Here is a 22,146-nt window from a genome sequence, read left to right on the forward strand (position 1 = left end):
GATGTTTCACCTCCGCTAAGCGGGCGAACCTCCACGCATCGAAACGGCATTGTCAGTGGCGGTTGGCAAGCTGGAGGCAGGTACCGCCATGTACCGCTTCGACCAGCCGACCCGGGGAGAGCCGTCCGATGCCGACCGCCGTACTGACCGACCACGAACGCGCCGCCGTGCAGGCCTATCTGCGTCTCCTTCAGACCGTACGAGCGGCGTTCGACGGTCCGCCGGACGGGTGTCGACCACCCGTGGTGCCACCCGCCGCGCTCGCCGAGGCGGAGCAGGCGCTGGCGGCGGCCGGGCTCGCGGGCAACGAGGAGGAGTTCTTCCGGCTGCTGCACAGCTGGTGCCCGGAGCCGGAAGGCCGCCTTGCCTAGGTGTGCGGGACCGTGACGGCCGTGGCCAGGAGGCCTCGTCGCACGGTCCAGCGTCCTTCGAAGGTCTGTATGCGTCGCCCGTCCACCAGAGGTCCCGGCACCAGGAGTTCGGCGCGCAGGCCGCCGGAGCGTGCGGGGCCCTCGTCCGCGAAGAGTTCGATGTCCGCCTCGAAGAAGTCCAGCCACTTTCCGGTGAGGGGGTACCACGCCTTGTAGACGGACTCCTTGGCGCTGAACAGCAACCGGTCCCAGTGCACGGAGGCGTCCCGCCGCGCCAGCTCGCGCAGCCGGTCGTTCTCCGTGGACAGGGCGACGGAGACGATGACGTCGTCGGGGAGTTCCTCGTGGGGTTCGGCGTCGATGCCCAAGGAGGCCAGATCGGTGGCGCGGACGAGGGAGGCGGCGCAGTAGCCCTCGCAGTGCGTCATGCTGCCGATCAGCCCGTCGGGCCAGACGGGCGCCCCGTGCTCGCCGCGCAGGACGGCCTGGGCGGGCACACCGAGCTTCTCCATGGCCTGGCGGGCGCAGGCGCGCACGGCGGCGAACTCACGGCGCCGCTTCTCCACGGACCGCGCCACGAGCTGCTGCTCCCCGGGGTACAGCGGCGCGCCCCAGTCCTGGTCGTCACCGTGTGTCTCCACGGTCACGACCGATTCCGGGAGCAGCTCCTCGATCACCGGTTCCGACCTCCATCGGCAGTACGTTGCGCAGGGTGTCCGGCGGCCCGGGGCGGGGCCGCCACTCCCGGGGGTATCCCACCGAGACCTCTTCGAAGCGGACGCCCTCGTGGTGGGTGGTCCGCGGGATGTGCAGATGACCGTAGACCATGACCTGGGCGCGGAAGCGGCGGTGCCAGTCGGCGGTCAGCCGGGTGCCGCACCACATGGCGAACTCGGGGTAGCGCAGGACGTCGGTCGGGTGACGGTCCAGCGGGTAGTGGTTGACCAGGACGGTGGGCAGGTCCTCGGGCAGCTCGGCGAGCCTGCGCTCGGTCTCGGCGACCCGGGCCCGGCACCAGGCCTCGCGGCTCGGGTAGGGGTCGGGGTGCAGGACGTGCTCGTCGGTGCAGATCACCCCGGTCCCCTCGGCGTACGCCATGCCCTCGTCCTTGGTCGCGCAGCCCGGCGGCAGGAACGAGTAGTCGTAGAGCAGGAAGAGCGGTGCGACGACCACGGGGCCGCCCGGCCCGTCCCAGACGGGGTAGGGATCCTCAGGGGTCGTGACGCCCAACTCCCGGCACATGGCGACCAGATGCTCGTAGCGGGCGACACCGCGCAGCTGCACGGTGTCCTTGGGATGGGTCCACAGCTCGTGGTTGCCGGGCACCCAGACGACCTTGCGGAAGCGTCCGCTGAGGGTGTCGAGGGCCCAGTGGATGTCGGCCACGGTCTCCGAGACGTCACCGGCCACGAGGAGCCAGTCGTCGTCGGTGTGCGGGCGCATCTTCTCGACCAGGGCGCGGTTCTCCGCGTACCCGATGTGCAGGTCGCTGATGGCCAGCAGGTTTCCGTGTCCGCCGGCCGTCGACCGCACCCTTGCCACCTCCGAGAATAGGACTGGAAACACAAGAACACATTCGTCCCCGCGGGACAAGGACGGCCCGCGCGCCGGGCCTCGCGCCCCGGCGCGTCGAGCCTGATTCCGGGGTCTCGGGAAATCCGTAACACGCCCGTAGCGTCACACCGGGCTCGCGCCCCTTATGATCGCCCCAACACAACCGCCACGAACCCTTCTCGGCGTATGGCGGTTTGCTGTTCCTCCCTCTCCCCTGGCCGGGCACGGCCTGCTCCGCCGTGCCCGGAACCCTGAAAGGCGGCCTGCATGGGTTCTCGCGTACGCGTCTGGCTCAACCGCACGTACGCGGAGAACGTGTTCTTCATGGACCAGCTGCGAAGTAATCCGCAGCTCCGCCCGGTCGAGATCCACGCCACCCACGGCGATCCCGACTCCCCCGTGCTGGCCGCCGCCGACACCGCCGCCATGGAGCCGGAGGGCCTCTCCCCCGCCGCCTACGTCGAGTACGCCCTCGACCAGTGCGCGCGCCACTCCATCGACGTGTTCGTGCCGGTCCTGCAGCAGGCGGCGATCGTGGCGCACCGCGCCGAGTTCGCGGCGCTCGGTACGGCCCTGCTGGCACCGCCCTCCGAGGCCGTGGCCGTCTTCCAGGACAAGGCCACCGCGTACCAGGCGGTGCAGGCGGTGGGCGTGCCGGTACCGCCGTGGTGGCGGGTGCGCACCGAGGAGGAGTTGGTCGCCGCGGTCGAGACGCTGGAGGCCGAGGGCCACAAGGCCTGCTTCAAGCCGGCGGCCGGGGCGGGCGGAGTGGGCTTCCGCGTCATCACGCGCGCCCCCTTCTCGCTCTCGCACCTCAATGGATTTCCGAGCCCGTACGTGCCGCTCGACCTGGTCGTGGAGGCACTGCGGTCGGCGGACGAGCCCGTCGACTGGCTGGTCATGCCGCTCCTGGGGCAGCCGGAGGTGTCCGTCGACTGCCTCACGGCGCCGGACGGCCGGGTCCGTATGGCGGTGGGCCGCACCAAGAACGGGCGGCGTCGCGGTTTCACGCTGCACCCTTCGTTCATCGAGCCCGCGCGGCTGCTCGCGGAGGCGTTCGGACTGCATTATCTGACGAACATTCAGTTCCGGATGCTCGGTGACGACCCTGTTCTCATGGACGTCAACACCCGCCCGGCGGGCGGTCTGCACCAGCTCTCGCAGTGCGGCATCAACGCCCCTTGGGCGGCTGTGCAGTTGGCGCTCGGCGAGGAGACGGGCGAGATGGTGCCGCCGCTGCTCGGGCAGGACTACACCGTACTCGCGGGCCCCCGTCCGGTGCGTCCGGTCTCGCTCCCGCACCAGCGCACCGACGCGCCCGCGTCCACCCTGCCCGCCGTGCCCGCCCCGGCCCCCGCCACGGAGGCCGCGGCGCCGGAGCCCGCGCCCGCCCATGCGTCCAAGGCCTCCAACGCGACCACGGCCGCCATCGCCCCCGCCTGAGCCCTCCGCCCCCGTCCCCACTCTTCTCCCCTCACCGGTCTGGACCAATTCCGCGCAACGCCTTGACAGCAGGATTGGTCCATACCAACTTGGTTGCGCACCTCTCAGCACTCCCGAAGCACTCCCGAACACCCCCATGCCTCAAGGGAGATCGCGTGCGCATCAACCTCAGAACAGATCTCAGGCGTTCCAGACATCGCGTCCTCGCGCTGCTCGGCACCGCCGCCCTGGCGCTGGCCGGGGCGGTCGCGCTGCCCACCACGGCCCAGGCGGCCAACATCCTGTCCAACCCCGGCTTCGAGTCGGGCGGCCTCTCCCCCTGGTCCTGCACCGGGAACCTCGGCTCGGTCGTCTCCAGCCCCGTGCACGGCGGCTCCAAGGCCCTGGCCGGGGCGGTGAGTTCGAGTGACACCGCCCAGTGCGGCCAGACCGTCTCGGTCCAGCCGAACACCACGTACAGCCTCTCGGGCTGGGTGCGCGGCAGTTACGTCTACCTGGGCGTGGACGGCGGTGCCTCGACGTGGACGACGTCCCCGTCGGCGTACAGCCAGCTCAGCGTCTCCTTCACGACCGGCGCCTCGCAGACCAGTGCCAAGATCTACGTCCACGGCTGGTACGCGCAGGGCACCTACTACGCCGACGACATCAGCCTGGACGGTCCGGGCGGCGGCGGAGGCGGCTCCGACACCCAGGCGCCGACCGCGCCGACGAACCTGACCTCCACCGGCAAGACCTCCTCCAGCGTGTCCCTGTCGTGGGGCGCGTCGAGCGACAACGTGGGCGTCACCGCGTACGACATCTACAGCGGCTCGAACCAGGTGCTGAGCGTGTCGGGGACGAGCGCGACGGTCAGCGGTCTCGCGTCGAGCACCGCCTACACGTTCACGGTGAAGGCGCGGGACGCGGCCGGGAACACCTCCGGGGCCTCCAACTCCGTGTCCGTGACCACGAACGCCGGCGGTGGCGGCGGCACCGGCTTCAAGCAGGCGGCGCCCTACCTCTACCTCGGCTGGGGCGATCCGCCGAGCGCGACCTCGGTGATGAGCTCGACCGGCGTCAAGTGGTTCACGATGGCGTTCGTGCTGGACTCGGGCGGCTGCAACCCCGCCTGGGACGGCAGCCGGGCACTGACCGGCGGCAACGACCAGACCGTCATCAACCAGATCCGCTCCGCCGGCGGTGACGTCGTCCCGTCGTTCGGCGGCTGGCAGGGCAGCAAGCTCGGGGCCAACTGCTCCTCGGCGAGCGCGCTCGCCGGTGCGCTCCAGAAGGTCATCGACGCCTACGGCCTCAAGGCGATCGACATGGACATCGAGAACACGGACGAGTTCGAGAACGAGGCCGTCCAGGCCAAGATCCTGACCGCGCTGAAGACCGTCAAGGCCAACAACCCGGGCCTGAGGACGATCGTCACCTTCGGCACCTCGACAACGGGCCCGACCTACTACGGCAACCGGCTCATCGAGCAGGCGCAGTCGCTGAACGCGGGCATCGACGTCTTCACGATCATGCCGTTCGACTTCGGCGGCGGCTCCGACATGTACGGCAACACCGTCAATGCCGCCGAGGGCCTGAAGGCCAAGCTGAAGTCCACCTTCGGCTGGGACGACGCCACGGCCTACTCCCACATCGGCATCTCCGGCATGAACGGTCTGTCCGACCAGCAGGAGAACACCACCCCGGCGATCTGGACCTCGATCCGTGACTGGGCGAACTCGCACCACATCGCCCGTCTCGCCTACTGGGCGGTCAACCGTGACCGGCCCTGCCCCGGCGGCGGCGTGGTGAGCAACTGCTCCGGCATCAGCCAGAACAACTGGCAGTTCACCTCCATCACGGCCGGGTTCACCGGCTGACACTCCCGGCGTGGGGGTATCCGGCCGTCAGACGGTCGGATGCCCCCACGCCCGCGCGGGCTGGACACGGCCCGACCCGATGGTGTCGCTCCGGTCCCCGAGCCGGGGACGGAGGCCACCGCGGTCCTTCCTCATGGGAAGTACGGTCACTTCCCCGGGAAAAGCCTGGTCACTTCCCCCGGGAAAGCAGGCTCACGCCTTCGCCACCGCCAGCCGCAGCGTCCGCACCTCGAAGGGGCGCAGCGCGACCGCAACCGCGTTCCCCTCCGTGTCGGCCGTGGTCAGCGGGCGCTCCAGGAGGTCGGTCACCTGGGCCCCCGCGAGCGGGAAGCCGGTGCGCAGGGTGCCGGTGCCGCGACCTCCGCGGGACTCGTAGAGGCGTACGACGACATCGCCCGAGGCGTCGTCGGCGAGCTTGACCGCCTCGATGGTCACGCCCTCCCCGTCCACGGAGACCACGGGCTCGGCCGGACCGGCCGAATCCGCCACCCGCAGCGGCAGGTTCAGCGCGTAGCCCTCGGCGATCGCGTCCTCGATGCTCGCCCCCGGCAGCAGCGCGTAGGTGAAGCGGTGCTTGCCCTGGTCGGCCTCGGGGTCCGGCACCCGCGGGGCGCGCACGAGGGACAGGCGTACGGTCGTGGTCGTACCGCCGTCCTCGCGAACGGTACGGGAGACGTCGTGGCCGTACGTCGAGTCGTTGATGACCGCGACGCCGTAGCCGGGCTCGGCGATGTGCACCCAGCGGTGGCCGTAGACCTCGAAGCGGGCCGACTCCCAGCTGGTGTTGGTGTGGGTGGGCCGCTGGACATGGCCGAACTGGATCTCCGCGCAGGAGTGCGGGGCCCGGATGTCCACCGGGAAGGCCGCCTTGAGGATCTTCTCCGCCTCGTGCCAGTCGATCTCGGTCTCGACGTCGATCCGGCGGCTGCCGGCCCGCACGGTGATCGTCTGCACGATCCGGGAGCCCTTGCCGAAGGCGCGCTCCACCTTCAGCGCGCCGAGCAGCGGGCCGTCCTCGACGACCGTGACGGACTCGGCGTCGAGCAGGTCGGTGTAGCGGTTCTTGTAGTGCTTGTCGATGTCCCAGGCGTCCCAGTAGTTCGGGAGGTCACTGTGCAGACGAAGCAGGTTTCCCTTGTCGGCGAGGACCTCACGGCCGGCCGTCAGGTCGCGTACGGAGGCCAGCGTGCCGTCCTCGGCCAGCTCGACGCGGACCAGACCGTTGTCGAGGACGCGGCCTTCGACGGTCACCGGCCGCGGGGGCTCTGCCGCGCCCAGCAACGCGCTTCCGCCGGCCGGGACTTCGGCGTACATCGGGATGCCGACGGAGGTGCGGACCACCTCGGCGCGGTCGACCGGGCTGGTGTTGAACACCCGGGTCTCGCCCGTGCCCAGCGCGGCCACGGCCTCGGCCGTGATCGCCTCGACCTCCTTCGCCACCCGCGCGTACTCCGCCTCGGCCTCCCGGTGCACCCAGGCGATGGACGAGCCGGGCAGGATGTCGTGGAACTGGTGGAGCAGGACCGTCTTCCAGAGCCGGTCGAGCTTCTCGTACGGGTAGGAGTAGCCCGGGGCGTTCAGTGCGGCGGTTGTCGCCCACAACTCGGCCTCGCGCATGCGGTGTTCGCTGCGCCGGTTGCCCTGCTTGGTGCGGGCCTGCGAGGTGTAGGTGGCGCGGTGCAGCTCCAGGTACAGCTCACCGGACCAGACCTGGTCCCCCGGGATCTCCTCGCGGGCGGTGGCGAAGAAGGCGTCCGGGTGCTCGACCCGGACCTTCGCCGAGCCCTCCAGGCTCGCCAGCCGCCGGGCGCGCTCCATCATCTCGCGGGTGGGGCCGCCACCGCCGTCACCGTGACCGAAGGGCGCCAGGGACGTCGTACCGCGGCCCTTGTCCTGGTAGTTGCGGACGGCGTGCGCCATCTCCTTGCCGGAGAACTCGGCGTTGTAGGTGTCGACGGGCGGGAAGTGCGTGAAGATGCGGGTGCCGTCGAGGCCCTCCCACCAGAAGCTGTGGTGGGGCAGCTTGTTGGTCTGGTTCCAGGAGAGCTTCTGGGTCAGGAACCAGTCGTTGCCGGCGAGCTTGGCGAGCTGCGGGTAGGCCGCGTTGTAGCCGAAGGAGTCCGGCAGCCAGACGCCCTTGGTCTCGATGCCGAAGTGCTCGATGAAGAACCGCTTGCCGTGGATGAGCTGGCGGGCCAGCGCCTCGCCGCCGGGCAGGTTGCCGTCGGCCTCCACCCACATGCCACCGACCGGCGCCCAGTTCCCGTCGGCGACCGCCTTCTTGATGCGCTCCCACACGTGCGGGTAGTTGTCGCGCACCCACTCGTACTGCTGGGCCTGCGAGCAGGCGAAGACCAGCTCCTCGTACTCCTCGGCGAGCGCGGTGACGTTCGAGAAGGTGCGGGAGGTCTTGCGCTTGGTCTCGCGGATCGGCCACAGCCAGGCGGAGTCGATGTGCGCGTGCCCCGCGGCGGAGAGGGTGTGGGCGCTGGCGTGGGCGGGCTTGGCCAGGGTGGGGGCCAGCACCGCGCGGGCGGCGGCGGCCGTCCCGGAGATGTCGTCCAGGTCGAGGGCGTCCATCGCCTGGTCCAGCGCGATCATGATCTCGTGCCGGCGCGGGTCGAGCTCGCTCAGCTCCAGCATGAGTTCGCGCAGCACCTGGACGTCGAGGTCGAGGTGCCAGACGTTCTCGTCGAGGACGGCGATGTCGGCGCGCTTGAAGGTGTAGAGGGGCTTGTCGCCGGCGGTGAGGCGGTCGCCGAGCGGGGTCGGGCCCGCGAAGTCGTTCGCCAGGATGTCGGGGTTGGAGGCCGCCTCGACCAGGTAGTGGATCTCCTCGCCGCCCGTGGCCGGGTGCGCGATCGGCACGTACTGGTTCTGTGGGTTGACCGCCTTCAGCGGGACCCCGTCCGGGAGGTGGACGAGCGCCTCGGCCTGGTTGCCGGGCCAGTCGCCCACGAAGCCGAGGTCGAAGACGGCCTCGACGCGCTTGCCCGCCCAGTCCGCGGGGACCGACCCGCGCATCCGGAACCAGGTGGTGCCCCACGGCGGACCCCAGGGGGTGTCCATCGCGAAGGGCTTGTACGGCGCCGCGGCGGCCTCCTCGAAGGGGACCGGCTCGCCGGGAGCCTGCCAGGCCTCGACCTCGAAGGGCACCGAGGCGGCGTAGATCGCGGGCTTGATGCGCTGGTCGTGGACGCGTGCGACGCGCTCCTCGATCCGGCGGCGTTCGTCGTGCATGAGGTCTCCAGGAGCCAAGAAGCCAAGAAAGGGGGAAAGCGCTTACTCAAGGTACGCCAGGCCCGGATGGACCGACGCGTACCCCTCGACCAGACGACGGGCCACGTTCACGGAGTCGACGAGCGGGTGCAGGGCGAAGGCCTTGACGGCGGTCGCGCGCGAGCCGGACTCGGCGGCGGACAGGACCTCGCGCTCCACCGCCTTGACCGCGCAGACCAGTCCGCTGGCGTGGTCGGGCAGCGGGTCGACGGCGACCGGGTGGGCGCCGTTGGCGTCGACGAGGCAGGGCACCTCGATGACGGCCTCCGTGTCGAGCACGCCCAGCGTGCCGCGGTTGCGGACGTTGAGGATGAGCGTGGTGCGCTCGTCGCGGGCGATGGCCCGCATCAGGGCGAGCGCCACCTTCTCGTAGCCGCCGGAGAGGTCGTCGGCGTCGCGTTCGCCGGCGCCCGCCGCATCCCGGTTCTCCGCCATGTAGGTGGCTTCGCGCTCGGCCCGCGTACGGTCCCAGGCACTCAGCGCGGCGGTGTCCGGGCGCTTCATCTCGGCGTAGAACTGTTCCTGCTGGTCGCGCAGGAACGCGCCGCGGGTCCTCTCCGCCTGCTGGTAGGCCCGGACGGCCTCCCGGTTGAAGTAGTAGTAGTGCAGGTATTCGTTCGGGACGGCGCCCAGGGACTGCAGCCACTCGACGCCGAAGAGCTTGCCCTCCTCGAAGGAGCCGAGCAGTTCGGGGTCGGCGAGCAGCCGCGGCAGTTCGTCGCGGCCCGCGACGCGCAGCCCCCGTACCCAGCCGAGGTGGTTGAGGCCGACGTAGTCGATCCAGGCCTCGCGGGGGTTGGCGCCCAGGACGGTGGCGATGCGGCGGCCGAGGCCGACCGGCGAGTCGCAGATGCCGATGACGCGGTCGCCGAGGTGGCGGGACATGGCCTCGGTGACCAGTCCGGCCGGGTTGGTGAAGTTGATGACCCAGGCGTCGGGGGCGAGCCGGGCCACCCGCCGGGCGATGTCGACGGCCACGGGAACCGTGCGCAGGCCGTACGCGATACCGCCGGCGCCGACCGTCTCCTGACCGAGGACGCCCTCCGCGAGTGCCACCCGCTCGTCGTCGGCACGTCCCTGCAGGCCACCGACGCGGATCGCGGAGAAGATGAAGTCGGCACCGCGCAGGGCGTCGTCGAGGTCGGTGGTGAAGGACACCTCGGGGGCGTCCGGCAGGTCCTTCGCCTGCTCGGCCAGCACCCGGGCGACGGCCGTGAGGCGTCCGGCGTCCACGTCGTGCAGCACGACATGGGTGACGCGGCCCTCGGCGCGGTCCCCGAGAAGGGCCCCGTACACGAGCGGCACCCGGAATCCGCCGCCACCCAGAATCGTCAGCTTCACGCCGTTTCCGCCTTTCCCGTCACGACCACTTGCACGCCCGCTTCTTCCAGCGAAGACCGCGTCGCCGGGTCCAGCGGGCCGTTCGTCACCACCACGTCCAGCTCCTCGGGGCCGCAGACCCGCGCCATCCCCGTACCCGGGAACTTCGCGCGGTCGGCGAGCAGGACGACCTTGTCGCCCGCCTTGATCATGGCCCGCTTGACCGGCACCTCGACGACGGTGGTGTCCATCACCTGCCCGCCGGGCCGTACCCCGCTGGTGCCGAGGAACAGCCAGTCGGCGTGCAGTTGTCGCAGGTTGTCCTCGGTGAGGAAGCCGACCAGGGAGCGGTACTCACGGCGGACCATTCCGCCGAGCAGCACCAGCTCTATGTCCTCGTCGTCCACCAGTTCCTCGTACACCACCAGGTTGCTGGTGATCACGGTGATCCGGCGGCCGTGCAGCTGCCGGGCCAGCCGGTAGGCGGTGGTGCCGATGTCCAGCAGGACGGACTGGCCGTCCTGGACCATCGAGGCGGCGCGCGCCGCGATCACGTCCTTCTCGGCCACACGGACCTCGGCGACCTCGGCGAAGGGCTGGTCGCCCTCCTCCACGACCGCCCCGCCGTGCACCCGCGTGAGCAGGCCTTCCTCCTCCAGTTTCAGCAGGTCACGGCGGACCGTGGCGGGGCTCACGCCCAGCTGTTCGGAGAGATCGGTCACGGCTGCGGGGCCGCCGGAGCGCAGGGCCCGCAGGATGAGTTGATGTCGTCGCTCTGCCAGCACCCCGTGAACAGTACTCGTCATTCCCAATCATTTCTATGCTCAGTTCTGCTCGACTCTTGCCAAATTAGCCAGAGGCGCGCACGATCCTGTGCACCGCTTGCAGAGTTTTGACGAGAGGATGCGCTCGTGGGTGACGAACGGCCCGATGTGCTGCTGACCGGGCTGCTCTTCTACGACCTCGTCCTCACCGGACTGGGGAAGCCGCCGACGGCCGGCGAGGAGATCTGGACCGAGGGCATGGGCGTGAGCCCCGGCGGCATCGCCAACCTGGCGGTCGCGGCCTCGCGCTTCGGCCTGCGCACCTCCCTGGCCACGGTCTTCGGCGACGACCACTACGGCGCGTACTGCCGTGAGGTCCTCGCCGACCAGGAGGGCATCGACCTCTCCCTGTCCCGCACCGCGGACGGCTGGCACACTCCCGTCACCGTCTCGCTGGCCCACGGCGACGACCGGGCCCTGGTCACCCACGGCCGGCAACCGCCCTACTCGCAGGACGAGTTGATGGGCGACCCGCCCGAGGCGCGCACCGCCCTCGTGCACATCGAAGCAGAACCGCGCGCCTGGCTCGCCAAGGCCGCCGCGGCCGGCACGCAGATCTACGCGGACGTCGGCTGGGACCCCACACAACAGTGGTCCCGCGACCTCCTCGACCAGCTCTCCCTGTGCCACGCCTTCCTCCCGAACGAGACGGAGGCGATGGCGTACACGCGCACCGAGAGCGCGGTCGCGGCCCTGGGCACGCTGACCGATTTGGTGCCGGTCGCCGTGATCACCCGGGGCGGCGAAGGCGCGGTCGCGGTGGACCAGACGACGGGCGAGTACGCGGAGGTGCCGGCCCTCCCCGTCGACGTCCTGGACGCGACGGGCGCCGGAGACGTCTTCGGCGCGAGCTTCGTCGCGGCCTCGCTCGGCGGCTGGCCGCTGGAGGAACGGCTGCGCTTCGCGGTACTGGCCGCGGGCCTGTCCGTGCAGCGGCACGGCGGTGCGCTTGCCGCGCCCGGCTGGTACGGCGTCCACCGCTGGTGGCAGTCGCTCGAAGACCGTGAACTGCGGCGTGCGTACGGCTTCCTGGCCGACCGCGTCCCGGCGGACCCGGGCCCGCCCGTCCGTCCCGCCCCCGTGACCCCGCCCGACGCCACGCGTCGGCCGGGCGCACCCCGATGACCCCACGCGCAACACCCCGTACTACCTCCCCCATGACACGCACGACCCCACGCATCGCAACGCGAAACACCCCACGCACGACCCCTTGCACGACCCCACGTACGCGAAGACCGAAAAGATCCGAAAGGCGGTGGGAGCTGTGCGGCTCTCACGAAGGGGCCTGCTGCGCGCCGGCCTGGCCGGTACGGCCGCCACGGCACTGGGCGGCCTGGCGACCGGCTGCGGCGTTCCGACCGGCTCGACCGGGCGCAACATGGTCCTGTGGTACTGGAGCGGCGGGCTGAGCCCGAAGGTCGTCCAGGACGCCAAGACCCGCTACGACAGCGCGGTGAACCTGCAGGCCATCCAGATCGGCGGCTACTACCGCTCGAAGCTCATGACCACGATGACCGGACGGGCCCACATACCGGACATCGCCGGGCTCAAGGGCGAGGACATGGCCTCGTATCTGCCCAACTCCGACCAGTTCGTGGACCTGCGCACGCTCGGCGCCGAGAAGCTCAAGGACCAGTACCTGCCCTGGAAGTGGGACCAGGGCATCGCCCCGGACGGTTCGATGGTGGGCTTCCCGATCGACTGCGGTCCGGTCGCGCACTACTACCAGCCCGCCGTCTTCCAGAAGGCCGGGCTGGCGTACGAGCCCGAGGACGTCTCCAGGGAGCTGTCCACCTGGGACCAGTTCTTCGCGGCCGGCGAGCAGCTGAAGAAGCGCCTCCCCGGCACGTTCATCCTGACCGACGCCCTCAGCGTCTTCGGCATCTCGGTCAACCAGACGACCAAGCGCTTCGTCGACAAGGACCGGCACTTCATCGGCGACCAGGAGCATGTGCGCACCGCCTGGGACCGTTCCGTCGAGGCCACCCGTCGCGGACTGGTATCGAAGATCATCAACGGCACACCGGACAACACATCCGCCACCGAGCGGGGTCTGCTGCCCAGCCAGCTGAACGCCTCCTGGGCGGCCGGTGACATCAAGCTCAACGTGCCGAAGACCAAGGGCAAGTGGCGGGTGGCCGCCTGTCCGGGCGGTCCCTCGAACATCGGCGGCTCGTTCCTCGCGATCACCAAGGCGTGCCGGGAGCCCGAGAAGGCCTTCGAGATGATCACCTGGATGCTCGACGCGGGCAACCAGGCCCAGGGGTTCGTCGACTCGGTGCTCTTCCCCTCCACCCCGGCGTCATACGCGATGAGGAAACTGCGCGAACCCGACGCCTTCTTCGGCGACCAGGTCACCATGGACGTCTTCGGTCCGGCGGCGCAGAACATCCCGATCGCGTTCAACAGCCCGTACGACATCGCGCTGAGCACCCCGATCAACGACGAGCTGCGGAACTTCTCCGTCCTCGGCAAGGACCCGGACAACGCCTGGAGGGACGCCATGAGCAAGTGCCGGCGCATCGCGGACCACCTGGGGGTGAGTTACTGATGGCTACCGCACCCGTGGTCGACACGCCCGCCGCGGCCCTCGCCGGGACCCCCGTCACCCATCCCAAGAGGGGCGTCCTCAGCTACTGGCGGCTGTACGCCGCGATCTCCCCCTTCTATCTGTTGTTCCTCGCCTTCGGTCTGATCCCGGTCGGCTTCTCCCTCTATCTGTCGTTCCACCGCTGGGACGGCCTCGGCTCGATGGAGTTCGCGGGGCTCTCGCAGTACCGCTATCTGCTGTCGGACACCCAGTTCTGGACCTCGATCGGGAACACGATCATCATCTGGGCGCTGGCCACCTTCCCGATGATCTTCCTGGCGATGGTCACGGCCGTGCTGCTCAACTCGGCCGTCCGCTTCAAGAACCTCTACCGCTTCGCCTACTTCCTGCCGAACGTCACCTCGATCGTCGCGGTCGCGATCATCTTCGGCTCGGTCTTCTCCACCAACTTCGGTCTGGCGAACGCCTTCCTCCAGGCGGTCGGCCTTGACCAGGTGGCATGGCTGAACACTCCGTGGGGCATCAAGGTCGCCATCGCCATGCTGATGACCTGGCAGTGGACCGGCTACAACGCGATCATCTTCCTCGCGGGGCTTCAGACGATCCCGGGCGAGCTGTACGAGGCGGCGCGGATGGACGGCGCCGGGCCCGTCCAGACCTTCATCCGGATCACTCTGCCACTGATGCGCCCGGTGCTGCTGTTCGTGCTCATCATCTCGACGGTCACGGGCCTGCAGACCTTCTCCGAACCGCAGGTGCTGCTGCAGACCACGGACAACAACTCGTCGTTCGCGGGCGGCCCCGGCCACTCCGGCCAGACCATGGTCCTCTACTTCTTCCAGCAGACCTTCGACAACAACGACTTCGGTTACGGCGCCGCCGTGGCCTGGGGCATCTTCCTCGTCGTCATCATCTTCTCGATCATCAACTGGCGGCTGGTGCAGCGCCGGGGCGAAGACTAGGGAGGCCCCACCATGGCAATCCTCAAGGGTTCATCGGCCTCCATGAACGGGGCGGGGCGCACGTCGGCCATCAAGGGGTCACGGCGCCGGGGCATCGCCCTCCACCTCTCCCTGATCACCGGTCTGCTGCTCTCGGTCTTCCCGTTCTACTGGGCCGTGATCATGTCGACGCACTCGTCGACGGAGATCTTCTCCTACCCGCCGAAGCTGCTGCCCGGTACGCACTTCCTCGAGAACGTCCGCCACCTCTTCGACAACGTCGACTTCTTCGGGTCGATGTTCAACTCGCTGCTGGTCGCGTGCTCGGTGACCGCCCTGGTCCTGTTCTTCGACTCGCTGGCCGCGTTCGTGTTCGCCAAGTTCCAGTTCCCGGGCCGCCGGGTGCTGTTCGCGCTGATGATGGCGATCTTCATGGTCCCGGCGCAGCTCCAGGCGATCCCGCAGTTCGTGATCATGGCGAAGCTGGGCTGGATCGGCTCGATGACCGCGCTGATCGTCCCGGCGGCGGCCAACGCGTTCGGCATCTTCTGGATGCGCCAGTACATGAAGAGCGCGATCCACGACGAGCTGATCGACGCCTCCAAGCTGGACGGGGCGGGCTTCCTGCGCCAGTACTGGCACGTGGCGCTCCCAGTGGTCCGCCCGGGCCTCGCCTTCCTCGGCATCTTCACCTTCATGGGCCAGTGGAACGACTACGCCTGGCCGCTGATCGCCCTCACCAACCCGGACAACGTGACCCTCCAGGTCGCGCTCTCCCAGCTGAACGGTGTCCACGGCACCACCGACTACGGAATGGTCATGACCGGCGCACTTCTCGCCCTCATCCCGCTGCTGATCGTCTTCGCGATCGGTGCCAAGCAGATCATCGCGGATCTCGGCAAGGGGGCCATCCGCTGATGACGGACCCGCTGCTCGCGCTCCGCCCCTGGGAAGCACCTGAGGTGACCTCCTGGGGGCGGTTGCCCATGAACGCCGTCGACCGCCGGGCCGGTGCCCTGTCGCTGGACGGCTCCTGGCGCTTCCAGCTGCTGCCCACGCCCACCTCGGCCCCCGGTCTCGCCTGGTCCTCGCTCCAGGTGCCCGGCTCCTGGACCACCCAGGACACCGACGACCTGCCGCAGTACACCAACTTCTCGATGCCCTGGGGCGAGTTCCCGCCCACGTCGCCGGACGCGAATCCGACGGGCGTGTACGAGCGTGAGGTGGACGTCCCCGCCGAGTGGGCCGGCCGCCGGATCGTGCTCCAGGTCGGCGCCGCCGAGAGCGTGCTGCTGGTCCATGTGGACGGGCGGCCGGTCGGCGTCTCCAAGGACTCGCACCTCGCGGCCGAGTTCGACCTCTCCGACGTCGTGCGCCCCGGAGAGCGAGCCTCGCTGCGGCTCACCGTCGTCAAGTGGTCGGACGCCTCGCACCTCGAGGACCAGGACCAGTGGTGGCACGCCGGGATCACCCGCTCGGTGCTGCTGTACGCGACCGATCCGCTGCGGCTGGCCGACGTGACCGTACGGGCGCGGTGCGACGGCGGGCTGCGGGTGGACTGCCAGGTGCGGGACGCCGGGGGCGCGCTGCCGGAGGGCTGGTACGTCACCGGGGAGCTGGACGGCCGGCTGCTCCCCCAGGACGCCGAGTACGAGCGGTTCAAGGAGGAGGACGGCCGGGTCTCCGACTTCCTCGGCGAGGCCCGTCTGACCACCGTCGTCGAGGGCGTCCGCGCCTGGACCGCGGAGACGCCCGAGCTGTACGACCTGACCGTACGGCTGCACCGCGCCGACGGCTCGGTCGCCGACACCTCGCACCACCGCGTGGGCTTCCGCGAGGTCGCCATCCGCGGCCGGGACCTGCTCCTCAACGGCGAGCGGGTGTACATCCGGGGCGTCAACCGGCACGACTTCCACCCGCTGACGGGCCGGACGGTGTCGTACGACGACATGCGCGCCGATCTGGTGACGCTGAAGCGCTTCGGGTTCAACGCGATCCGCACCGCCCACTACCCGAACGACCCGACCCTGCTCGACCTCGCGGACGAGCTCGGCTTCTACGTCGTGGACGAGGCGAACATCGAGGCGCACGACCACGCGCACGAGATCGCCGACGACCCCCGCTACCTCGGCGCCTTCGTGGACCGCGCCTCCCGTATGGTCCTGCGCGACAAGAACCACCCCTCGGTGATCATCTGGTCGCTGGGCAACGAGTCCGACTACGGCGCGGGCCACGACGCCGCCGCCGGCTGGGTGCGCCGCCACGACCCGTCCCGGCCCCTCCAGTACGAGGGCGCGGCGAAGCTCGGCTGGGCCGACCCGAAGGTCGCCTCCGACATCGCCTGCCCCATGTACGCGCCGCTCGAGGACTGTGTCGCGCACGCCCTCTCCGGGGAGCAGACCAAGCCGCTCATCCAGTGCGAGTACTCGCACGCCATGGGCAACAGCAACGGCACGCTGGCCGACCACTGGGCCGCCATCGAGTCAACCCCAGGTCTTCAGGGCGGTTTCATCTGGGAGTTCTGGGACCACGGCATTCTTCAACGCGTGAACGACGGAAGACCGGCCGGGCGCGGTGGCGCCGGGCTGTATGACAACGGTGTCACCGCGCCGGGCCACCGCTGGGCCTACGGTGGCGACTTCGGCGAGGCGGTCCACGACGGCGCCTTCATCGCCGACGGGGTCGTCTTCCCCGACCGCACGCCCAAGCCGGTGATGTACGAGCACCGGGAGATCGCGGCGCCGGTGCGCCTCGCGTACATCGGGGGCGAGCTGCGGCTCACCAACCACCAGCACTTCCGGGGCCTTGAGTGGCTGACCGCCGAATGGGAGCTGTCGCTCGCGGAGGGCGGCACGCTGACGGCCGCGGCCGAGCTCCCCGACGTACGGGCGGGCGAATCAGTGACCGTGCCGGTGCCCTTCACGCTGCCTCGAGACGGCGGCGAGGCCTGGCTGACGCTGCGGGTGACCACGGCGGACGAGGAGGCGTGGGCACCGCGCGGCACGGAGGTGTGTGTGCCGCAGGTGCGGCTCAGGGCGGCCACCCCCGTGGGCTTGGTCGCGCTGCCGGGCTCCCCCGTCGAGGTCGACGAGGACGGGCTGCTCGTCCATCCGCTGCTCACCGCGGCCCCCGTGCTGTCGCTGTGGCGGACACCGACCGACAACGACGAGCTCGGCGGTATGGCGGTGCGCTGGCGGGCCTGGGGGCTCGACACGCTGGAGCGCAAGCTCGTCGACGTGCGCCGCGAGGGCGCAACCGTCACCGTGGTCGCCGAGTACGCGACCCCGGCGGGCGCCGTACGTCACGAGCAGGTGTTCACCCGTGTCGAGGGCGGGGTGCGGATCGAGGAGACGGCTCAGCTGCCGGCCGCGCTCGACGACGTACCGCGGGTGGGTTCGGTCTTCGAGACGGTCGCCGGGCTCGATGTCCTGGAGTGGTACGGGCAGGGCCCCTGGGAGTCCTACCCGGACCGGAGCGCAGGCGCGCCGGTGGGCCACCACTCCCTCCCCGTGGACGAGTTGTTCACCCCCTATCTGCGTCCGCAGGAGAGCGGCGGACGGCACGGTGTACGCCGCTTCACGCTCTCGGCGCCGGATGCCACGGGCTTCGCGGTCGCGCTCGACGAACCGCGCCAGGTGACCGTGACCCGCTACCGGGCCGGGGACCTGGCGGCCGCCACCCATCACGACGAGCTGGTGCCGCGGCCCGGCTGCGTGGTGCACCTCGACGCCGCGCACCGGGGGCTGGGCACGGCCTCGTGCGGGTCCGACACCTCGGCCGGCTGTCTCGTCCCGGCCGGCACCCACCGCTGGTCCTGGACGCTGCGCGTGCTCTGACCCGCAAGCGGCGGCGCCTGTCCCGCGTCCCACCGGTCCTACCTGACTCGACGCTCGACCTGACTCGAACTCCTCACCGATCCTTTCGCACCTTCATGGAGCAGACGTGTGTACTTCGCATGACCAGGCGACGGAGGCCGGGCAGGCCGGCGCCGGCAGACGCAACTTCCTGCGGGCCACGGCCCTGATCGGCGCGGCGGCCACCACCTCGGTGGCCCTGCCCGCGGTGACGGCACAGGCGGCGACGCCTGAGGCGAACTGGCGGCCCGACACCGACAGCCGCCGCTTCACGCTCGCCGTCATGCCCGACACGCAGTACCTCTTCGACGGGCCGAGCATCAACCCCGCGCCGATCGACGCCTCGCTGCGCTATCTCCTGGACCACGGGAAGGACGAGAACATCGTCTTCCTCTCGCACCTGGGCGACATCACGGAGAACGGCGGCCAGGCCGAATTCACGGCCGCGGGCAAGGCGTTCGAGCTGCTCGACCGGCGCGGCGTCGGCTACAGCGTGCTCGCGGGCAACCACGACATCAGGTCGTCCACGAACGACCAGCGGGGCGCGACCCCCTACCTGGACGTCTTCGGCCCGCAGCGCTTCCGGAGCAAGCGCACCTTCGGCGGCGCCTCGTCGGACGGTTACAACACCTTCCACCTGTTCCGGGCGGCGGGCATGGAGTGGCTCGTCCTCGCCCTGGACTGGCGGCTGTCGGCGCAGGGTTACGCGTGGGCGAAGGACGTCATCGCCCAGCACCCGAAGACTCCGGTCATCCTCACCACGCACGAGCTGGTCGTGGACGACGACACCCTGTCCTCGTACGGGCGGCAGCTCTGGGACCAGCTCATCCACGACCACGACCAGATCTTCCTGACCCTGAACGGGCACTACTGGCCGGCCGCCCGCGCCACCCGCACCAACGCGGCCGGGCACGACGTCCACCTCCACCTGACGAACTATCAGAACCGCTACTACGGCGGCGCGGCGATGATCCGCCTCTACCGCTTCGACCTGGACCGCAACACCATCGACGTCGAGACCGTCTCGCCGTGGATCCTGGGCCGCGCGGCCAAGGGGCTCAATGAGCTGGAGCGGCAGGAGATCGAACTCAGCGGTGACGCCGACCGGTTCTCGGTCGCCGTCGACTTCGAGGACCGCTTCGCGGGCTTCGCGCCGGTGCCCGCCCGCTCGTCGCGGCCGGTGTCCGAGATGCTGGTCCGGGGCACGATCGCGTACTGGCGCTTCGACGGGCACGCGGACCGTACGGCGGCCGAGGGAACGATCCGCGACCGGTCCGGGCAGGGCAACGACCTGACCGTGGTCAAGGTCGGCGACAGCGCCCTCACCTGGTCCTCGGCCCACCACCCCGATCAGCCGGGCCACGGCAGCCTCTTCTTCCAGGGCGGCAAGCCCCCGCTGACGGGCGCGTATCTGCGCACGGTCGACGGGGCGCCCCTCAACTCGGCCACCCTCAAGCGCGGTTACACCATCGAGGCCTTCTACCAGCTCCCCGCCGACTGGGACGCCTCGCGCAACGCCTGGGCCTCGCTGATCAGCCGTACCGGCACGGGCGGTGGCGCGGGCAAGACCGCCGACGACCCGGACGAGCCGCTCGCCACGCTCTCCCTCTCCGACGGGCCCGGCCCGCAGTGGGCCGTCCGGCCGCTCAACCAGCAGGGCATCGTCACCAACTGGGGCGACGAGACGGGCCGCGAGCAGTGGTGGCACGTCGCCGTCGTCAACGACGGCTCGCACACCACGATGTACGTCCAGGGCTGCCCGGTCGCCCGCAACCCGCACACCGTCGCCGTCGGCCTCACCTCGCTCGGGCTGCCCTGGCTGCTCGGCGGCTACGAGTACGCGGGCAGGATCGACCAGATCCTGCACGGACGGGTCGGCGACGTACGGATCGTCGAACGGGCACTTCCCGTCTCGCAGTTCATGAACCACTGAGCCGTCTCGGCCACCGGTGACCCCGAAGACTTCCGACTCCCCGAGGGAGAACTTCCGCATGTCCGAGCAGCGACTGCCCGCCTGGGCCGATCCATCCGTCTCCCCCGCCGCGCTGGACCCGCAGGGCGTCTCACGGCGCGGGCTGTTGCGCGGCGCCGGCCTGTTCGGGGCGGCCTTCGCGGTGGGGTCGCTCGCCACGCCCGCGGCGGCCGACTCCCGGCGCCTCGGCGGCGACGACCCGCGCCTCGCCTATCTCGTCGGTGACCACCACATCCACTCCGTGTACAGCCACGACGCGAAGTACACGTTCTCCCAGCTCGCCCGGGCGAGCGCGAAGTACGGCCTGGACTGGATGGTCTTCAACGAGCACTCCAACTTCGGGCACGCCAACTACGGCGCCCAGCTGGAGCACCAGGAGATCCTGAAGGCGCGTGCCGAGAACCCGCGTCAGCTGATCTTCCAGGGCCTGGAGTGGTACATACCGGGCGCCGAGCACGCCACGGTCTTCGCGGCGCCCGGCCGGCACGAGGCGGATCTGCTCACGAAGTTCGAACTCGCCTACGACGGCAAGCTGCTGGGCTACACGGCGGGCTCGCCGACCAGCCCCGACACGGCCCGCAACGAGGCCCACGCGGTCAAGGCCCTCAAGTGGCTCGCGGAGCAGCGCCGCACCGGTTACGTCGACGACGTGCTCGTCCTCGCCAACCACCCCACGCGCCTGGGCATCGACTCCCCGCACGAGCTGCGCAACTGGCGGGACGCGGCGCCCGAGATCATGATCGGCATGGAGGGCGCGCCCGGCGCCCAGGGCGGAGGCATCCCCGGCTGGGTCGGGTCGGGCTCGCAGCGCGGCGAGTACACCAACAAGCCGTCCGCGGACTCCTTCGCCGGGTACCCGGAGGACGCGTACGTGCTGTACGGCGGCTTCGACTGGATGACCGCGACCGTCGGCGGCATGTGGGACGCGATGCTCGCCGAGGGCAGGCTGTTCACCATCACCACCAACTCCGATGTGCACCGCGTCGTCTTCGACACCTGGAAGAACGGCGACTGGGCACCCGGGCAGAACTTCGACAACACCGGGCACATTCCCGACCCGGTGAACACCGACTCCCAGCAGCCGGGCGGCGACTTCTGGCCCGGCCAGTTCAGCCGCACCCACGTGGGCGTGACCCGCTACGGCTACCGCGCCGTGATGGCGGGCCTGCGCGCGGGCCGCGTCTGGCTCGACCACGGGCACCTGCTCGACGGGCTCGACGTCCGGGTGAAGCGGGACTGCGACCACGGTCCGGGCGTCACCATGGGTGGCCGGATCCGTGTCCGCAAGGGCGAGAAGCTCACGCTGTCGGTCACCGTGACGACCGCCTCGCGCGCCAACCCCCATGGAATCCTGCCGGAGTTGGCGCACATCGATGTGCTCCGCGGCGCGGTGCGCGGCCCGGCCGCCGACCGCGACGACTGGCACGCGCCCGACACCAAGGTCGTCCGCACGGTGGACGTGAGCGGCCGCAAGGGCACGTACACCCTGCGCATCCCGCTGCTCGCCGGTGACGAGTCCTTCTATGTGCGGCTGCGCGGCAGCGACGGCAACCGCAACGGCACGGGCTACCTGGGCGCCTCGATCGACCCGCACGGCCCGATTCCGCACGTGCCCGGAAACGGTGACCCGTGGGTCGACACCTGGTTCTACGCGAACCCCGTCTTCGTCGACGTGGTGGGCGGCAGGTAGGGAGAACAGCCGTCCGACGTAGACCGTCAGGCGTAGAAGCGCGACAGGCTCTGGAGGACGGCGGCGGGCTTCGCGCCGCCGTCGATCTCCAACGTCCCGTCGACGGCGATCTGTACCCCGCCCGGCACGTCCTCGACCGAGGCGAGCCTCGCGACCAGCCGGATGCGCGAGCCGACCTTCACCGGGGCGGGGAAACGCACCTTGTTCAGACCGTAGTTGACCTTCGTCGAGACGCCCTCGACCTCCAGCAGCTCGGTGAAGAGCGGGATGAACAGGGAGAGGGTCAGATAGCCGTGCGCGATGGGCGCGCCGAAGGGGCCCCCTGCCGCCTTCCGCGGGTCGACGTGGATCCACTGGTGGTCGCCGGTGGCGTCGGCGAAGGTGTTGATCCGCTCCTGGGTGACCTCGATCCACTCGCTGGTACCGAGGTCGCCGCCGGCGAGCTTCTTGAGCTCGTCGAGACCGTTCACTTTGATGCTCATGTGCTTCCT

Annotated in this window: 16 protein-coding genes; 10 read left to right on the forward strand and 6 right to left on the reverse strand. The window is 70.3% G+C overall.

Annotated features, from left to right (window positions below; genetic code table 11):
• Window positions 1-128 precede the first annotated feature (128 nt).
• Window positions 129-371: a hypothetical protein gene (locus ACIQTP_RS06875; RefSeq protein ID WP_402047611.1), complete on the forward strand. Its 243-nt coding sequence runs from the start codon at window positions 129-131 to the stop codon at window positions 369-371.
• On the opposite strand, the gene ACIQTP_RS06880 is transcribed toward ACIQTP_RS06875, so the two are convergent.
• Together ACIQTP_RS06880 and ACIQTP_RS06885 are read right to left on the reverse strand one after the other, a co-directional pair.
• Window positions 368-1,048, reverse strand: coding sequence for a 4'-phosphopantetheinyl transferase (locus ACIQTP_RS06880; protein ID WP_403396996.1), 681 nt, complete (start codon window positions 1,046-1,048; stop codon window positions 368-370). The genes ACIQTP_RS06875 and ACIQTP_RS06880 overlap by 4 nt on opposite strands.
• Entirely contained in the window at window positions 996-1,904 is a 909-nt protein-coding gene (locus ACIQTP_RS06885; protein ID WP_403396998.1) for a metallophosphoesterase family protein, read from the reverse strand. Before ACIQTP_RS06885 ends, ACIQTP_RS06880 begins: the two co-directional genes overlap by 53 nt.
• Before the next feature lie 288 nt (window positions 1,905-2,192).
• Between ACIQTP_RS06885 and ACIQTP_RS06890 the strand changes: the two genes are divergently transcribed.
• Together ACIQTP_RS06890 and ACIQTP_RS06895 are read left to right on the forward strand one after the other, a co-directional pair.
• Complete coding sequence (locus ACIQTP_RS06890) at window positions 2,193-3,368, forward strand: ATP-grasp domain-containing protein (RefSeq protein WP_402047602.1); 1,176 nt, start codon at window positions 2,193-2,195, stop codon at window positions 3,366-3,368.
• Between the two features lie 155 nt (window positions 3,369-3,523).
• On the forward strand, window positions 3,524-5,224 hold the full coding sequence (locus ACIQTP_RS06895; protein ID WP_403397001.1) for a carbohydrate binding domain-containing protein: 1,701 nt from the start codon (window positions 3,524-3,526) through the stop codon (window positions 5,222-5,224).
• A gap of 192 nt (window positions 5,225-5,416) precedes the next feature.
• Here ACIQTP_RS06895 and ACIQTP_RS06900 read toward each other — a convergent pair whose 3' ends face one another.
• Genes ACIQTP_RS06900 through ACIQTP_RS06910 form a run of 3 tightly spaced genes read right to left on the reverse strand, consistent with a single transcriptional unit; the run spans window position 5,417 to window position 10,608 of the window.
• Window positions 5,417-8,464 (reverse strand): alpha-mannosidase, encoded by a 3,048-nt coding sequence (locus ACIQTP_RS06900; RefSeq protein ID WP_403397003.1) that lies wholly within the window; start codon window positions 8,462-8,464, stop codon window positions 5,417-5,419.
• 42 nt (window positions 8,465-8,506) lie between these two features.
• Window positions 8,507-9,844, reverse strand: a complete 1,338-nt coding sequence (locus ACIQTP_RS06905; protein ID WP_403397005.1) for a 6-phospho-beta-glucosidase — start codon at window positions 9,842-9,844, stop codon at window positions 8,507-8,509.
• Entirely contained in the window at window positions 9,841-10,608 is a 768-nt protein-coding gene (locus ACIQTP_RS06910; protein ID WP_402047590.1) for a DeoR/GlpR family DNA-binding transcription regulator, read from the reverse strand. The genes ACIQTP_RS06905 and ACIQTP_RS06910 overlap by 4 nt, the downstream gene beginning before the upstream one ends.
• 126 nt (window positions 10,609-10,734) lie before the next feature.
• On the opposite strand from ACIQTP_RS06910, the gene ACIQTP_RS06915 reads away from it, so the two are divergent.
• The 7 genes from ACIQTP_RS06915 (at window position 10,735) to ACIQTP_RS06945 (ending at window position 21,655) form a co-directional block, all read left to right on the forward strand.
• Entirely contained in the window at window positions 10,735-11,772 is a 1,038-nt protein-coding gene (locus ACIQTP_RS06915) for a carbohydrate kinase family protein (protein WP_403397008.1), read from the forward strand.
• Window positions 11,773-11,911: 139 nt separating this feature from the next.
• On the forward strand, window positions 11,912-13,198 hold the full coding sequence (locus ACIQTP_RS06920) for an ABC transporter substrate-binding protein (RefSeq protein ID WP_403397010.1): 1,287 nt from the start codon (window positions 11,912-11,914) through the stop codon (window positions 13,196-13,198).
• Complete coding sequence (locus ACIQTP_RS06925) at window positions 13,198-14,160, forward strand: carbohydrate ABC transporter permease (RefSeq protein ID WP_403397012.1); 963 nt, start codon at window positions 13,198-13,200, stop codon at window positions 14,158-14,160. Before ACIQTP_RS06920 ends, ACIQTP_RS06925 begins: the two co-directional genes overlap by 1 nt.
• 12 nt (window positions 14,161-14,172) lie before the next feature.
• Window positions 14,173-15,057: a carbohydrate ABC transporter permease gene (locus ACIQTP_RS06930; RefSeq protein WP_403397014.1), complete on the forward strand. Its 885-nt coding sequence runs from the start codon at window positions 14,173-14,175 to the stop codon at window positions 15,055-15,057.
• On the forward strand, window positions 15,057-17,975 hold the full coding sequence (locus tag ACIQTP_RS06935) for a glycoside hydrolase family 2 TIM barrel-domain containing protein (protein WP_403397016.1): 2,919 nt from the start codon (window positions 15,057-15,059) through the stop codon (window positions 17,973-17,975). Before ACIQTP_RS06930 ends, ACIQTP_RS06935 begins: the two co-directional genes overlap by 1 nt.
• A gap of 106 nt (window positions 17,976-18,081) precedes the next feature.
• Window positions 18,082-19,926: a LamG-like jellyroll fold domain-containing protein gene (locus ACIQTP_RS06940; protein WP_403397018.1), complete on the forward strand. Its 1,845-nt coding sequence runs from the start codon at window positions 18,082-18,084 to the stop codon at window positions 19,924-19,926.
• A gap of 58 nt (window positions 19,927-19,984) precedes the next feature.
• Window positions 19,985-21,655 (forward strand): histidinol-phosphatase, encoded by a 1,671-nt coding sequence (locus ACIQTP_RS06945; protein ID WP_403397021.1) that lies wholly within the window; start codon window positions 19,985-19,987, stop codon window positions 21,653-21,655.
• A gap of 26 nt (window positions 21,656-21,681) precedes the next feature.
• Here the strand turns inward: ACIQTP_RS06945 and ACIQTP_RS06950 are convergent, their stop codons facing one another.
• On the reverse strand, window positions 21,682-22,137 hold the full coding sequence (locus tag ACIQTP_RS06950) for a MaoC family dehydratase (RefSeq protein WP_403397024.1): 456 nt from the start codon (window positions 22,135-22,137) through the stop codon (window positions 21,682-21,684).
• Window positions 22,138-22,146 lie beyond the last annotated feature (9 nt).

Source organism: Streptomyces sp. NPDC090798 (genome assembly GCF_044768965.1).
GTDB lineage: Bacteria > Actinomycetota > Actinomycetes > Streptomycetales > Streptomycetaceae > Streptomyces.

Excerpts from the sequence above, each read along its gene's own strand:
- ACIQTP_RS06945 (WP_403397021.1), top strand. The coding sequence starts at position 19,985 with ATGTCCGAGCAGCGACTGCCCGCCTGGGCCGATCCATCCGTCTCCCCC.
- ACIQTP_RS06935 (WP_403397016.1), top strand. The coding sequence starts at position 15,057 with ATGACGGACCCGCTGCTCGCGCTCCGCCCCTGGGAAGCACCTGAGGTG.
- ACIQTP_RS06900 (WP_403397003.1), bottom strand. The coding sequence starts at position 8,464 with ATGCACGACGAACGCCGCCGGATCGAGGAGCGCGTCGCACGCGTCCAC.
- ACIQTP_RS06925 (WP_403397012.1), top strand. The coding sequence starts at position 13,198 with ATGGCTACCGCACCCGTGGTCGACACGCCCGCCGCGGCCCTCGCCGGG.
- ACIQTP_RS06875 (WP_402047611.1), top strand. The coding sequence starts at position 129 with ATGCCGACCGCCGTACTGACCGACCACGAACGCGCCGCCGTGCAGGCC.
- ACIQTP_RS06930 (WP_403397014.1), top strand. The coding sequence starts at position 14,173 with ATGGCAATCCTCAAGGGTTCATCGGCCTCCATGAACGGGGCGGGGCGC.
- ACIQTP_RS06890 (WP_402047602.1), top strand. The coding sequence starts at position 2,193 with ATGGGTTCTCGCGTACGCGTCTGGCTCAACCGCACGTACGCGGAGAAC.
- ACIQTP_RS06950 (WP_403397024.1), bottom strand. The coding sequence starts at position 22,137 with ATGAGCATCAAAGTGAACGGTCTCGACGAGCTCAAGAAGCTCGCCGGC.